Source organism: Sphingomonas sp. SORGH_AS_0870, assembly GCF_031453175.1.
Classification (GTDB): domain Bacteria; phylum Pseudomonadota; class Alphaproteobacteria; order Sphingomonadales; family Sphingomonadaceae; genus Sphingomonas.
Genome location: NZ_JAVIYW010000002.1, coordinates 828,951 through 842,653, shown reverse-complemented (window position 1 = coordinate 842,653; position 13,703 = coordinate 828,951). Strand labels below are relative to the sequence as shown.

Genomic DNA, 13,703 nt, shown 5'->3' with positions numbered 1-13,703 from the left:
TCACGTCATTCGTATCCGGAGTAACCCCGATGCCACTTCTCCAAGCCTCCAAGCAGTATAAGCCCTTCGAATACCCCTGGGCGTTCGAGTTCTGGAAGCGCCAGCAACAGCTCCACTGGCTGCCCGAAGAGGTGCCGCTGGGCGAGGATTGCCGCGACTGGGCGCAGAAGCTGACCGATCACGAGCGCAACCTGCTGACCCAGATCTTCCGCTTCTTCACCCAGGCGGACGTCGAGGTGCAGGACTGCTATCATGAAAAGTACGGCCGCGTGTTCAAGCCGACCGAGATCAAGATGATGCTGACCGCCTTCTCCAACATGGAGACGGTGCACATCGCGGCGTACAGCCATCTGCTCGACACGATCGGCATGCCCGAGAGCGAATATGGCGCCTTCCTCGAATATGCCGAGATGAAGGACAAGCATGATTACATGCAGAATTTCGGCGTCGACAGCGACGAGGACATCGCCCGCACGCTGGCCATGTTCGGCGGCTTCACCGAGGGCGTCCAGCTTTTCGCCAGCTTCGCGATGCTGATGAACTTCCCGCGCTTCAATAAGATGAAGGGCATGGGCCAGATCGTCAGCTGGTCGGTGCGCGACGAGAGCCTGCACTGCGAAGGCATCATCCGCATGTTCCACGCCTTCTGCCAGGAGCGCCAGTGCCTGACCAAGGCGGTGAAGGACGACATCGCCGATGTGTGCCAGACGACGATCCGCCTGGAGGACAATTTCATCGACCTCGCCTTTGAGATGGGCCCGGTCGAGGGGATGAAGCCCAAGGAGATCAAGAAGTATATCCGCTACATCGCCGACTGGCGCCTGGGCCAGCTGGGGCTGAAGCCGATCTATATGATCGACGAGCATCCGCTGCCCTGGCTGACCCCGCTGCTCAACGGCGTGGAGCATGCCAACTTCTTCGAGACGCGTGCGACCGAATATTCCAAGGCGGCGACGCGCGGCCAGTGGAACGACGTCTGGGACGCGTTCGACACCCGGCAAAAGGCCAAGACCGCCAAGGCGGCGAACGAGGAGCCGGGCGAGACCGGCGACATGTTCTCGGCCGCGGGCGTCGCGGCGGAGTGATTGCCGAAAGGGCGGGCTTCGGTCCGCCCTTTTTTTCGCGCGAAGCCGCGATGGCGCGAAGAAGTGTGGTTCGCGCAGAGGCGCAGAGGGCGCGGAGGAAAAAAGGCAGGTGGAGGATCTCCTCACATCCGTTCAGCCTGAGCGTAGTCGAAGGCCACGGGATAACGCCTGTCACACTATGAAATTTCAAGTTTGGCCTGCGGCCGTGAGGGCTGCGGGGAGAGGGTTTCCCTTGGCCTTCGACTGCGCTCAGGCTGAACGGAGATTGGGGGAGCTTGCCATGCCCCCAAAGGATCTCCGCGCCCTCTGCGCCTCTGCGCGAACCCAGATCACCGCGCCGCCCGCGTCGGCGCATGGAAGTCCGCCGGTTTCCCGGCAATCCACCGCAGGAACCGCGCCATCTCCGGATGCGCACGCAGCACCGCAAAGTCCGAAAACCCCCGCGCCAGTTCCGCGTTGGAAAAGGTCGCATGGATGGTCCGATGACAGATGGGATGGACCGGCACCGTCTCGCGTCCGCCTTCGCTCTTGGGGATGGGGTGGTGCCATTCCACCTTCGCCCCCAGTGGCCGGTCGCACAGCGCGCAGGATCGCGGCGGTGCCCGCTCGACCCGTTGGGCGGCGGCCGCCAGTCCCGCCTTGCGTTTTACCCGTCCGGTCATCGCCATCGATATGGGAAGCCTGTCCACAAAGGAAAACGGGGTCCGGCATCACTGCCGAACCCCGCCACCTTACGCCAACTGGACCCCGAGGGATCAGAAGTGTGCGACGACACCCGCCATCGGGCGGAACGAATGCGCGTCGTCAAAGGTCGAGACTTCCAGACGCAGACGCAGACCCGAGTTGCCGGTCAGGCCGCCCAGACCGATGTCCTTCGGGCCAACTTCGGCGCCGACGCCATAGACGGTCGCGTGATAGTCACGCTTCAGGTCGCCAGCGACGCCCGGAGCGAAGTTGTGGAAGTTGTTCCAGCGATAGCCGACCTTGCCGTAGAACAGGCCGCTCTCGCCAGCGCGGAAGCCCGCGCGGCCATAGGCGCCATACTGCCAGTCGATGTCACCCGACACGCCCTTGGCGACCGCGCCCTCGGCGCCGACGAACACGGGGCCCAGCGGCACGTTGAAGCCGACGATGCCCTCGACCAGCGCGCCGTCCAGGTTATAGCCCTTGGGCTGCGTGGGAATGCCGGCGACCGACTGGCGATCGAACTGCTCCCAACCACCCATGACCGCGACGTACGGCTCGATACCGAAGGCGCGGGTGCCATCGGGAGCGGTCGCGGTGTCGGCGGCCGGGGCAGGTGCCGCAGCCGTCGTGTCGGTGGTGTTCATGTCCTGTGCCATGGCAGGCACGGCAACGAACGCGGCCGCCGCTGCGGCGACGAGGGAAAGCTTACGCATGTGAGATACCCTTCTCTTATTCTATGTGGGGCGGCGGATCGAACCGCTCAGCCCAGGCCCGCTTAACCGGCAAAACCGTGCGGGGTTGCACGAAGATCGTCATTTTGGTCGCGTTGTGGGAACCTGTTGCCGTGATGACACAGTTCCTGTCACCTAGATGAACCAATTGAGGGGAGAATGCGGCGGCCCAGATTTTCCGCCATTTTTTCGCCTTGAATGATGCCCTCGGCTCAGCGGACGGCCTGGCAGCGGAGGGAATCGCCGGTGGGGCGTGTCAAAACAACCTCACCCCCCTTGCCGCGCAGGTCATGACCGAACCCGGCATAATGGATGCCAGACGCGACCGGCTGACCGGCCAGGCGTATCGCCAGAACGCCGTCCAGCCGCATCAGCGCGCTGTCGTCGCGATTGTCGAAACGGACCCAGAAGCGGCTGCCATTCTCGCACCGGAAATCGGTCGAGACCATCGGCGGCATCGAGGAGCGGGGATCGGGCATGGTCGAACAGCCGACCAGCACGATCCCCCCGGCCGCCAGCGCGACAGGCAGGCGGTTCATGGCCGCAGCGCGGCGTCGTCGGCTTCGTCGATATCGCCGTCGGCGACGGTGTCGTCCTCGAAATCCTCCTGGAGATCGTCCTCGTCGATGTCCTCGGCACTCATGTCGACCGAGGCGTCGCTCTCGCCCACCTCCTCGGAGTCCATGTCGAGTTCGTCGATCGGTTCGTCCTCCACCGTATCGTCGCCCAGATCGGGGTCGATATCGGTGATCAGCACGCCATCGCTGGGGCCGTCGCGCGTCGCCTCCAGGATTTCGGCGCGCTGGCTCTCGTCATAGCCTTCCTCGTCCCAGCCATCGTCGCCGGGTCCCTGGCTGGAAACCTGATGTCCGCCCATCCTTGCCTCCTGTGATCTGTGGAGGGTGGAACGGTGCGGCGGCCCGGCCGGTTCCCGGCGCGGGCCGTGTGCGTGTCAGAGGGGGCGGAACATCCGCCCGCGCTCGGTCGCGAAGACGAAGGCGAAGGCCGCGCAGCCCGCCACCAGGAAGCCCAGCGTCAAGGGCCGGGTCGTCCCGTCAAAGGCCTGGCCGATCCCGGCACCGATCACCGACCCGATGGTGACGCTGGCAAAGCCCTGCACGCTCGACGCGGTGCCCGCGATGCCGCCCATATTCTCCATCGCCATTGCCGAGAAGTTGGAGGTCGCCAGACCGAAACAGGCCATGGTGATCGCCTGAAGCACCGCGAACACGACCAGCGATTCGCCGCCGAACCAAGCGATCGCCAGATGCAGCGCCGAGACGATAATCAGGATCGTCACCGAGCTGTGGCTGATCAGCCGCGTGCCCAGCCGCATGACGATCCGCGAGTTGAGCAGATTGGCCGCCGCCATCGTCACCGAGGTCGTGGCGAAGATCAGCGCAAGCAGCTTTTCGCGCCCGAACGTCACCGCCATGATCGGCTGCACCGAGTTGAGATAGCCATAGAGCGCCGCCATCAGCGCGGTCGCCGCCAGCGTATAGCCCAGCGACAGCCGGTCGGCCGCGGTCTGCCGCCAGCCGCGCCAGATCCGGTCGAGCGAGATGGGCAGCCGCGCCTCGGGCTTCAGCGTCTCGGGCATGCGGACCGCGAACCAGATCAGCACCAGCGTGGCGAGGCCCGCAATGGTCCAGAAGATCAGCCGCCAGTTGCCGAACAAGAGCACCAGCTCACCGAAGGCGGGCGCCAGGATCGGCACCACCATGAACACCATGAAGGCGATCGACATGACCTGCGCCATGGCGCGACCATGATAGCAGTCGCGGACCAGCGCCACCGTCGCCACCCGCGTCGCCGCGATCGCCGCGCCCGCGCAGACGCGCGCGACCATCAGCAGCAGGAAGCTGCCCGCCATCGCCGCCGCGCCATTGGCGATGATATAGATGACCAGCGCCACGATCAGCACCCGCCGCCGCCCATAACGGTCCGCCAGCGGCCCATGCACCAGCTGCGCCACGCCGAACCCGATCAGGAAGGCGGTAACGACGAACGGCCGCTGGGTGGGCGACGCGTTCAGCGCCTCGCCGATGGCGGGCAGCGCGGGCAGCATCGAATCGATCCCCAGCGCGGTCAGCGCCATCAGCGCCGCGATCAGCAGGACGAATTCGACAAAGCCGATGGGCGCGCCGGGGGTGTCGGCGGCGACGGGGGTCGCCGGATCAGCGGAACGGGATTCGGACATGATGCCTGTCCCATAAGCGCGTTCGGACGCCAGGGAAACCGGGAAAACCCAACCGAGCCGATCACCTTCGCCGTCAACCGCGTTCAGCACGTCGACAGCTTGCGCGCGCCAGATACCACCCCCACGTGTATCGGACCGACAGGACACTGGAGGGAGTTTGCCGTCATGACCATCCTGCATCGAACCGCTCTGCCCCTTTCGCTGGGCATGGCATTGGCGCTGGCGGGGGCGCTGGCGGGTTGCGACCGGCCGACCGACGGGACCTCGGTGACGATCAACAGCTCGGACGGCCAGACGGTGGCGGCGGTCGACGGCAGGTCGGGCGAGGTGAAGCTGGCGCTGCCCGGCTTCACCGGCGCGTTCAAGCTGCCCAAGGTGTCGCTGGAGGCCGATAATTTCGAGCTGAACGGCGTCCACCTCTATCCCGGCTCGAAGATCCGCAACGTCGATGTCGGCAATGGCCGTGACAAGGCGTTCGTCATGACCTTCGACAGCCCCGCCGATCCCCAGACGGTGCGCGACTGGTTCCGCGACAAGATGACGGATGCCGATTTCACCCTGACCGATCGCGGCGAGGAGCTGGTCGGCACCACCGCCGAGAACAAGCGCTTCCGCCTCGACCTGCGCGATGCGGGCGGCGACCGATCGACGGGCACGATCACGCTCGGCGGATAAATTGACCGCTGACCGGCTGGCCTGTTCGGGCCGGTAGGGACATTATATAGCCTTACGCCTATTCGATTTTCTGGACGACATATTCATGACCGACACCCGCTCCGCCGAGGTCCCGACGCTCAGCCTGGCCGATCAGGACCGCGATCCCGAGGCGTTCGCCGCCGCGCTGGGCGGTTCGTTCGAGCGGTTCGGCTTTGCGATCGTCGCCGACCACGGCGTCCCCGCCGAGCTGATCGACCGCGCCTGGGCGCAGACCAAGGCGCTGTTCGACCTGCCCGAGGAGGAAAAGCGCGGCTATCACATCCCCGGCGGCGGCGGCGCGCGTGGCTATACCCCGTTCAAGACCGAGATCGCCAAGGATGCCAAGGTCGTCGACCTCAAGGAATTCTGGCATGTCGGCCGCGAACTGCCCGAGGGTCATGCCTATGCCGACCGGATGCCCGCCAATATCTGGCCCACCCGGCCCGAGGGGTTCCGCGACGACTTTCTCGAACTCTTCACCGCGTTCGACCGCGCGGGGGATCGCCTGCTGTCGGCCATCGCCCGGCATCTGAAGCTCGATCCGCACTGGTTCGATCCGGCGGTCAAGGACGGCAATTCGGTGCTGCGCCTGCTCCATTATCCCCCCATCCCGGCGGATGCCGAGGGCGTGCGGGCGGGCGCGCATGAGGATATCAACCTCATCACCCTGTTGCTGGGCGCGGAAGAGGCGGGGCTGGAACTGCTCGACCGCGATTCGGGCGAATGGCTGGCGATCCGTCCGCCCGAGGGGGCGATGGTGGTCAATGTCGGCGACATGCTCCAGCGGCTGACCAACCATGTCCTGCCCTCGACCACGCACCGGGTGGTCAACCCGCCGGTCGAGCGGCGCGGCTTCTCGCGTTACTCGATGCCCTTCTTCCTGCACCCCGCGCCCGATTTCCTGATCGAGACGCTGCTGGGCACGGTGACGGCGGACAATCCGAACCGCTATCCGACGCCGATCACGGCGCATGACTATCTGTACGAGCGGCTGGTCGAGATCGGGTTGATCAAGAAGTAAGGGAGGGGCTCGGTGAGACACCGCCCTCCCCCAGCCCCTCCCGCCTGCGGGAGGGGAGCGGCAAGGACGAAACGCGGAATTCCATAAACTCCCCTCCCGCCTGCGGGAGGGGAGCGGCAAGGACGAAACGCGGAATTCCATAAACTCCCCTCCCGCAGGCGGGAGGCATCACCCTAAAACTCCCCTCCCGCAGGCGGGAGGCGTCACCCTAAAACTCCCCTCCCGCAGGCGGGAGGGGCTGGGGGAGGGCAAGGGGCCTCGCAGAGACCTTACGCCCCCGAAAATTACCCCAAAATATGCATCAACAACGGCTGCCCGACGAGGCTCTGGCTGCCGCGCAACCGCTCCAGCGCCTGGGCGACCGCGCGCTCCGGCCCCTCATGCGTCACGATGGCGATCATCACGCCGCCATCGGCCGCCTCGCCCCGCTGGATCAGGCTTTCGATCGACACGCCCGCATCGCGCATCGCCGCCGCGATCTCGGCCAGCACGCCGACCTTGTCCTGCACGGTGAAGCGCAGATAGGCGCGCCCGCGCCGCTCGCCGCTATCGGCCTTGGCCGCCGGGATCAGTTCATGCGCGGGCATGGCGAAGGACGCGCCATATTCGCCGCGCGCAATGTCGATCAGGTCGGCGACCACCGCGCTGGCGGTCGGGCCATCGCCCGCGCCCGCGCCCTGGAACAGCAGGCGGCCGACGAAATTGCCCTCCGCGACCACCGCATTGGTCGAGCCGGTGACATGCGCCAGCGGATGGTCGAGCGGCACCAGATGCGGATGCACCCGCTGGAACAGGCCGTTCGCCCCTTCCTCCGCCACGCCGACCAGCCGCACCCGGTAGCCCAGCGACGCCGCCTGCGCGATATCGGCGGCCAGGACATGGCGCACCCCGCCGATCGCGACATCGCCAAACGCCGGCTGCGTACCGAAGGCGATGGCGGCCAGGATCGACAGCTTGTGCGCGGCATCCACCCCGTCAATGTCGAAGCTGGGGTCCGCCTCGGCATAGCCTAGCGCCTGCGCCTCGGCGAGCACCTCGGCGAAGTCGCGGCCCTCCGCCTCCATCTTGGACAGGATGAAATTGCAGGTGCCGTTCAGGATGCCATAGACGCGCGCGATGGCATTGGCCGCCGCGCCTTCGCGCAGGCCCTTGATGACCGGGATGCCGCCCGCCACCGCCGCCTCGAACTTCAGCGCGGCCTTCGACGCCTCCGCCTTCTGCGCCAGCTCCAGCCCGTGATGCGCCAGCATCGCCTTGTTGGCGGTGACGAAGCCGCGCCCGGCCTCCAGCGCGGTGCGCGCCAGCGTCAGCGCCGGGCCGTCCGATCCGCCGATCAGCTCGACCACCACATCGGCATCCTCGCGCGCGGCGAGCGCGGCGGTGTCGTCCACCCACTCGAACCGCGACAGGTCGACGCCGCGATCCTTGGTCCGGTCGCGCGCGGAGACGGCGACGATCTCAATCGGGCGACCGGCGCGCCGGGTAATCAGCTCCCGGTTTGCGTCGAGCAGGCGAATGACGCCGCCCCCCACCGTACCGAGTCCCGCCAAAGCCACCCGCAATGCGTCGCCCATCATCTTTTCCCGTATCCAGAGCGTTCGTTGAGCCTGGGCGGGTAGCGGATAGAAATGGTCGCTGTCGAGCGGGCAGGCGACCTTTTATTGCTCGAAACGCCAGATCGCGCTAAAGCGGCGGGATGATTTCCCCCGATTTCGTGGTCATCGACGTCGAAACCGCCTGTTCGCGTACCAGCAGCATCTGCCAGATCGGTATCGTCGGCTATACGGACGGAGTCGAGGTGCTCGCCTATGAGACGCTGGTCGATCCGTGCGACGAGTTCAGCCCCTTCAATATCGGCATCCATGGCATCACCGCCGATCATGTCCTGGGCAAGCCCAATTTCGCCGCGCTCCATCCCGAACTGGCCGGGCATCTGGGCGGGCGGGTGACGGTGGCGCATTCGGGGTTCGACAAGGGCGCGCTGGGCCGGGCCTGCGAACGCGACGCGCTGCCCCCGATCGCCGCACGCTGGCTGGACAGCGTGACCATCGCCCGGCGGGCCTGGCCCGAGCTGCCCAATCACAAGCTGAGCACGCTGGCCGCCTTTCTCGAGCTGGAACACCGCCACCATGACGCGCTGAGCGACGCGCGCGCGGCGGGACAGGTGGTGCTGCGCGCGATGGCGCAGACCGGGCTGACACTGGCCGACTGGTTCGCCCCGCCGCCCTCGGCCCGGTCGCGGCGACAGGCGCGCGGCTGAGGCGCGCGCCCGCTTCATCGGCGCGGGCGTCTCGATCGGATCGACATTCCGTCCATTCCTCCCCTGGAAGGAGAGGTGTCAGGCCGCAGGCATGACGAAGGGGTGTCCCGGCTGGAAGCTTCGTCGAAGCGCGCGACCGTGGGCGCCCTCCCCTTCCAGAGGGAGGAATAGGGGCGATCCGGCCTATGGCTCCAAATGCCCTCGCGGCCCCGGACCGTCGAGCGCGATCGGCACGCGGTTGCGCTTGTCGCGCGCTTTGTCGACGATCTTGCTGAGCCCGATCCGCGCCTCGTTCGCCAGCATCAGCACGGGCGTCACGACGTCCACCTTCCCCCCGCACCCCGCAAGCTGCGCGGCGCAGGGCGTGCCCGCGGCCCGCAACGCCCCGATGCCGGTCAGGTCGGGATTGGACATCAGCGGCTTGGCGGGCGGCGCATCCGGATCAGGGGGCAGGCGATTGTCGCCCAGGCGCCGTCCGCACACGATCACCTCGTCCTTCGTCCCGGCCGAGGGCGGGCAGGGATCGGGAGCCAGGATCGAGAAACGCTGGGTGCCCGGCGGCGGTCCGGCCACCGCCGGAGTCGCCTGGAGCGCGAGGATCAGCGGCACCAGCATCATGGCGCGGGCTTCCGCAGGGTCGGCGCGCCGCTGCGCCCACCTGTTTCGACCGTGACGCCGACATGGCCGCCGCCGACCTGGAAGGGGGACAGATCCTTCAACGGCGTGCTGCGCGCCAGTATCCGGGTGCGCTCGGCCATCACCCCCTCATGCCTGGGGTCGCCGGGATCGGGTGCGGATTGATAGGGAAAGCGGAAGCGATCGGCATTGCGACGACCGCACACGGTCACATCGGTCGAGTTGGGATCATAAATGCAGCGGCTCTCGACGCTGGTCAGTCGCCGGGTCCTGGCCATGATTGCGTCGACCGACGGCTGGGGCGGCGGCATCTCCCCCTGAATGGGTGCCACCATCATCCCTATCGCCCAAATCGTCGCAACCATGACGCTCTCCCGGCATCGTGCATGCGCGCGGTCGGATGACCGCCACGGCCGGGATCATGCCTGTTTCGCGGGCATCGCGCCAGTATTCCTTTGCGCCATTACCGCTCGATTACTGGTCGATCGGCATCCGGAACAGGGTTCGCGGCTTGCTGGTGCAATATTTGTCCCCGACAACAGCACAATAGGTGCCGTCATTGGCAAAGGCGCGGGACTTGGAATCGATCGCGCTCGTCCTGTCGGGGCCCAACCGATAGGGCGAGGGGCGTGCCGTCATCGGACAGCGACCCGGCACACATCCCGTCGTCAGTCGGGGAAGTGTCACCAGCTGACGCTCCGGTGCTTGCGGCGCGGCCAGCAGGATCAGGAACGGCATCATCATCGTCGCATCTCCCTGTTCTTCGCCCCCGACCTCAACCCCCGGTCACCGGCGCGATGCCCAGCCGGGGTATCTCGATCGCCGGACAGCGGTTCATGACCACCTTCAGCCCGGCCGCCTCGGCGCGCGCCGCCGCTTCGTCGTTGACGACGCCCAGCTGCATCCAGATCGCCTTGGCCCCGACCGCGATCGCCTCGTCCACGATGGCGCCGACCGCATCCGAGCGGCGGAAGATGTCGACGATGTCGATGGGATCGCCCAGCTGGCCCAGCTCACGGAACACGAACTCGCCATGCACATGCTCGCCGGTGATCTGCGGATTGACCGGAATCACGCGATAGCCATGATCCTGCAACCGCTTCATCACCCCATAGGAGGGCCGGTCGGGGCGATCCGAGGCGCCGACCAGCGCGATGGTGCGCGCCTCGCTCAGCAGGGCGCGGATATCCTCGTCGGCGGTCAGCGGCATGGACGGTCCTTTTTGTCGAACCGCCCGTCCGGCTTGCGGGATCAAGGGGATGCGGGCGGCTTATCCGGCTCTAACGCCCTGCCGCCGCGCCGGTTTCATGCCGCCGCCGGGCTCGCGTCCAGCCACTGTGCCACCCGTTCGGCCAGCGGGGCGAAGACCGTGTCCCCCTCCCCCGCCGCGGGCGGCTGGCCCGCGTCGGAGGCGGTGCGAATCGCGATGGTCAGCGGCACCCGACCCAGGAAGGGAATGCCCAACTCCGCCGCCGCCGCTTCCGCCCCGCCCGAACCGAACGGGTCCGAGATGCCGCCGCAATGCGGACAGCAATAGCCCGCCATATTCTCGACCAGCCCGATGATCGGCACCCCGGCCTTGGTGAACAGGTCGATCGCGCGGCGCGCATCGATCAGCGCCAGGTCCTGCGGCGTCGATACGATGACCGCACCCGCCGGGCGGTGCTTCTGCACCATGGTCAGCTGGACATCGCCCGTCCCCGGCGGCAGGTCGAGCACCAGCAGCTCGGTCGCGCCCCAGTCGCCATCGACCAGCTGGCTGAGCGCCCCCGCCGCCATCGGCCCGCGCCAGGCGATCGCCTTGTCCGGCTCGACCAGCTGGCCCATCGACAGCAGGGGAACGCCATGCGGGGTCGGCACGGGTTGCAGCTTGCCGTCCTGCGCGACGGGTTTCACCCCCTCGGCCGCCATCAGCCGGGGCTGCGACGGGCCATAGATGTCCGCATCGACCAGCCCGACCTTGCGCCCGCCCCGCGCCAGCGCGATGGCGAGATTGGCCGACAGGGTGGACTTGCCCACCCCGCCCTTGCCGCTGGCGACCGCGACGATCCGGCGCTCGCGTTTCTCGGCGGTCAGGACGACACGGACATCCTCCGCTCCCGACTGGATCGCGGCAGCCTTGACCCCGTCCTCCAGCGCCTGTCGGCCCGCGCCGTCCAGCCCCGTCGCGTCGAGCACGACGCCCGCGCGCGCGCCCTCCATCCGCACGCTCGCGCGCTTGCCCGCCACTGCGGCCACCGCCGCCTTCACCGTCTCGATCATGCTCATGGGGGGCAGATAGGATGGGTTACGCGGCTTGGCACTGTTTTTGTCGGCGAACCGTTCCTATAACGATGACTATGAGAAAGCTGACGGGTCGCTTCCGACGCCCCCCCAATCTTGCCGCCGAGACGCCGAAGGGCCCATGGGGCGGGTCCGGTGAGGACTCCGATGGCGGGCCCCGCAATCCCTGGGCCGTCCCGCCGGGCGGTCGCAAGGCCCCTGCCAAGCCGACCGCGCTGGACGAGTTCATCCGCAAGGCGCGCGGATCGGGCGGCGGCGGACCGGGCGAAGGCCCCGGCGGATCGGGCGGTGGCGGCTTTGGCGGCCTGCCCGGCGCGCCCGGCGGACGCACCCTCTGGGCGATCGGGGCCGCGATCCTGGTCGGCATCTGGCTGCTCTACACCTCGATCCATCCGATCGGCCCGCAGCAGCGCGGCGTCGTCACCTATTTCGGTCGCTATACCGGCGTGCTCGAACCCGGCATCCAGCTGACCGCCCCCGCCCCCATCGCCGCCGTCCGCGTCCTGGACGTGCAGAAGATCCGGACCGAGAATTTCCCCGAGGGCTCGGGCGAGAATCTGGTCCTGACCGGCGACCAGAACATCATCGACCTGACCTATTCGGTCCGCTGGGACATCGCCAATCCGCGCGACTTCGCCTTCCGCCTCGCCCAGCCGCAGGACACGGTGCGCGCCGCCGCCGAAAGCGCGATGCGCGCGGTGATCGCCGAGACGACGCTGGACCAGGCGCTGGGTTCGGGCCGCACCGGCATCGAACAGCGGGTGCAGGAGCTGACCCAGTCGATCCTGAACGAATATCGCTCGGGCGTGCGCATCCAGGGCGTGGCGATCAAGCAGGCCGCCCCGCCGCAGCAGATCGTCGACGACTTCAACAAGGTGACGGCGGCGCAGCAGCGCGCGGTGGCCGATGTGAACCAGGCCAAATCCTATGCGCAGCAGGTGATCGCCCGCGCCCAGGGTGAGGCGGCGCAGTTCGACAAGGTGTACGAACAATATCGCCTGGCCCCCGAAGTGACCCGTCGCCGCATGTATTACGAGACCATGGAGGCCGTGCTGGCCAAGTCGGACAAGACCATCGTCGAGGCACCGGGCGTTGTGCCCTATCTGCCGCTGCAAAAGGCGCGCCCCGCGCCCGAGATGGTGGCGCCCGAACCCGCCGCGCCCGTCGCGACGCAGGGAGGCGGCCAGTGAACGGCCTGTCGATGCGCAATCCGATCGTGCTGGGCGTCGCCCTGCTGGTCGCGGTGATCGTGGCGGCGGCGACCTTCGCCATCGTGCCCGAGACCAAGCAGGCGGTGATCTATCGGTTCGAGCAGCCGCGCCGGATCGTCAACGGCTATCGCCCGAACGAGGAACTGGGCGACAGCGGCGCCGGGCTGATCGCGCGCATTCCCTTCATCGACCGCATCGTCTGGGTCGACAAGCGGGTGCTCGACCTCGACCTGGAAAAGACCCAGGTGCTGTCGACCGACCAGCTGCGCATGAACGTCGATGCCTTTGCCCGTTTCCGCGTGATCGACCCGCGCCGGATGCTGGCGACGGCGGGCAGCGTCGACGGCGTCATCAACCAGCTTCGCCCGATCTTCGGATCGGCGCTGCGCAACGAACTGGGCAAGCGGCGGTCGTCCGAACTGCTCAGCCCCGAGCGCGGGCAGGTGATGGACGCGATCCAGGTCCGGCTCGACCGGATCGCGCGCCAGTATGGCGTGCAGATCGTCGACGTGCGGATCAAGGAAGCCGAGCTGCCGCCGGGCACCCCGCTGCAAAGCGCGCTCGCCCGGATGCAGACCGCGCGCCAGCAGGAGGCGATCACCATCGCCGCGCAAGGCCAGAAGCAGGCGCAGATCGTCCGCGCCGATGCCGATGCCCAGGCCGCGCAAATCTATGCCCAGGCCTTTGGCAAGGATGCGGATTTCTATGACTTCTACCGGGCCATGCAGTCCTATCGCCACACCTTCGGCGCGGACGGCTCGACCCAGGAACATGGGAGCACCCAGATCATTCTGTCGCCGCAGAACAGCTATTTGAAGGAATTCACCGCGCCGGGCCGATAGGTGGTTTCGCCACCTTTCCGCTCGTTCATATTCAAGCGTCGTTCAGCCAGA

Annotated in this window: 17 protein-coding genes; 6 read left to right on the top strand and 11 right to left on the bottom strand. The window is 67.3% G+C overall.

Annotation, left to right across the window (positions count from 1 at the left end; all coding sequences use genetic code 11):
• The first annotated feature begins 29 nt into the window (after window positions 1–29).
• Entirely contained in the window at window positions 30–1,085 is a 1,056-nt protein-coding gene (locus QE363_RS04515; protein WP_261268832.1) for a ribonucleotide-diphosphate reductase subunit beta, read from the top strand.
• 329 nt (window positions 1,086–1,414) lie between these two features.
• On the opposite strand, the gene QE363_RS04510 is transcribed toward QE363_RS04515, so the two are convergent.
• The 5 genes from QE363_RS04510 to QE363_RS04490 form a co-directional block, all read right to left on the bottom strand.
• Window positions 1,415–1,747 carry an HNH endonuclease gene (locus QE363_RS04510; protein ID WP_309692381.1) on the bottom strand — a complete coding sequence of 111 codons (333 nt, stop codon included), beginning with the start codon at window positions 1,745–1,747 and terminating at the stop codon, window positions 1,415–1,417.
• A 93-nt stretch (window positions 1,748–1,840) separates the two neighbouring features.
• A complete protein-coding gene (locus QE363_RS04505; RefSeq protein ID WP_307102644.1) occupies window positions 1,841–2,485 on the bottom strand; it encodes an outer membrane protein in 645 nt (214 codons plus the stop codon).
• Window positions 2,486–2,715: 230 nt separating this feature from the next.
• Window positions 2,716–3,042: an MliC family protein gene (locus tag QE363_RS04500; RefSeq protein ID WP_309692378.1), complete on the bottom strand. Its 327-nt coding sequence runs from the start codon at window positions 3,040–3,042 to the stop codon at window positions 2,716–2,718.
• Window positions 3,039–3,380 carry a DNA primase gene (locus tag QE363_RS04495; RefSeq protein ID WP_307102642.1) on the bottom strand — a complete coding sequence of 114 codons (342 nt, stop codon included), beginning with the start codon at window positions 3,378–3,380 and terminating at the stop codon, window positions 3,039–3,041. The genes QE363_RS04500 and QE363_RS04495 overlap by 4 nt, the downstream gene beginning before the upstream one ends.
• A 75-nt stretch (window positions 3,381–3,455) precedes the next feature.
• Window positions 3,456–4,703, bottom strand: a complete 1,248-nt coding sequence (locus tag QE363_RS04490) for a multidrug effflux MFS transporter (protein WP_309692375.1) — start codon at window positions 4,701–4,703, stop codon at window positions 3,456–3,458.
• A gap of 165 nt (window positions 4,704–4,868) precedes the next feature.
• On the opposite strand from QE363_RS04490, the gene QE363_RS04485 reads away from it, so the two are divergent.
• Complete coding sequence (locus QE363_RS04485) at window positions 4,869–5,378, top strand: hypothetical protein (RefSeq protein ID WP_309692372.1); 510 nt, start codon at window positions 4,869–4,871, stop codon at window positions 5,376–5,378.
• An 85-nt stretch (window positions 5,379–5,463) separates the two neighbouring features.
• Window positions 5,464–6,420: a 2-oxoglutarate and iron-dependent oxygenase domain-containing protein gene (locus QE363_RS04480; RefSeq protein WP_309692369.1), complete on the top strand. Its 957-nt coding sequence runs from the start codon at window positions 5,464–5,466 to the stop codon at window positions 6,418–6,420.
• A gap of 284 nt (window positions 6,421–6,704) precedes the next feature.
• Here the strand turns inward: QE363_RS04480 and QE363_RS04475 are convergent, their stop codons facing one another.
• Complete coding sequence (locus tag QE363_RS04475; RefSeq protein WP_307102634.1) at window positions 6,705–7,994, bottom strand: homoserine dehydrogenase; 1,290 nt, start codon at window positions 7,992–7,994, stop codon at window positions 6,705–6,707.
• A 122-nt stretch (window positions 7,995–8,116) separates the two neighbouring features.
• Between QE363_RS04475 and QE363_RS04470 the strand changes: the two genes are divergently transcribed.
• Window positions 8,117–8,680: a 3'-5' exonuclease gene (locus QE363_RS04470; RefSeq protein WP_309692365.1), complete on the top strand. Its 564-nt coding sequence runs from the start codon at window positions 8,117–8,119 to the stop codon at window positions 8,678–8,680.
• 183 nt (window positions 8,681–8,863) lie between these two features.
• Here QE363_RS04470 and QE363_RS04465 read toward each other — a convergent pair whose 3' ends face one another.
• The 5 genes from QE363_RS04465 to QE363_RS04445 all read right to left on the bottom strand — a co-directional run bounded on the left by QE363_RS04465 (window position 8,864) and on the right by QE363_RS04445 (window position 11,584).
• Window positions 8,864–9,298 (bottom strand): hypothetical protein, encoded by a 435-nt coding sequence (locus tag QE363_RS04465; protein WP_309692363.1) that lies wholly within the window; start codon window positions 9,296–9,298, stop codon window positions 8,864–8,866.
• On the bottom strand, window positions 9,295–9,681 hold the full coding sequence (locus tag QE363_RS04460) for a hypothetical protein (protein ID WP_309692360.1): 387 nt from the start codon (window positions 9,679–9,681) through the stop codon (window positions 9,295–9,297). The genes QE363_RS04465 and QE363_RS04460 overlap by 4 nt, the downstream gene beginning before the upstream one ends.
• Window positions 9,682–9,790: 109 nt before the next feature.
• Complete coding sequence (locus tag QE363_RS04455) at window positions 9,791–10,060, bottom strand: hypothetical protein (RefSeq protein WP_307102627.1); 270 nt, start codon at window positions 10,058–10,060, stop codon at window positions 9,791–9,793.
• Window positions 10,061–10,091: 31 nt separating this feature from the next.
• A complete protein-coding gene (locus tag QE363_RS04450) occupies window positions 10,092–10,526 on the bottom strand; it encodes a CoA-binding protein (RefSeq protein ID WP_309692356.1) in 435 nt (144 codons plus the stop codon).
• A 95-nt stretch (window positions 10,527–10,621) separates the two neighbouring features.
• On the bottom strand, window positions 10,622–11,584 hold the full coding sequence (locus tag QE363_RS04445; protein ID WP_309692353.1) for an Mrp/NBP35 family ATP-binding protein: 963 nt from the start codon (window positions 11,582–11,584) through the stop codon (window positions 10,622–10,624).
• A 71-nt stretch (window positions 11,585–11,655) separates the two neighbouring features.
• On the opposite strand from QE363_RS04445, the gene QE363_RS04440 reads away from it, so the two are divergent.
• Both QE363_RS04440 and QE363_RS04435 read left to right on the top strand, forming a co-directional pair.
• A complete protein-coding gene (locus tag QE363_RS04440) occupies window positions 11,656–12,789 on the top strand; it encodes a protease modulator HflK (protein ID WP_309692350.1) in 1,134 nt (377 codons plus the stop codon).
• Window positions 12,786–13,652, top strand: a complete 867-nt coding sequence (locus QE363_RS04435) for a protease modulator HflC (RefSeq protein ID WP_309692347.1) — start codon at window positions 12,786–12,788, stop codon at window positions 13,650–13,652. The genes QE363_RS04440 and QE363_RS04435 overlap by 4 nt, the downstream gene beginning before the upstream one ends.
• The last annotated feature ends 51 nt before the right edge of the window (window positions 13,653–13,703 follow it).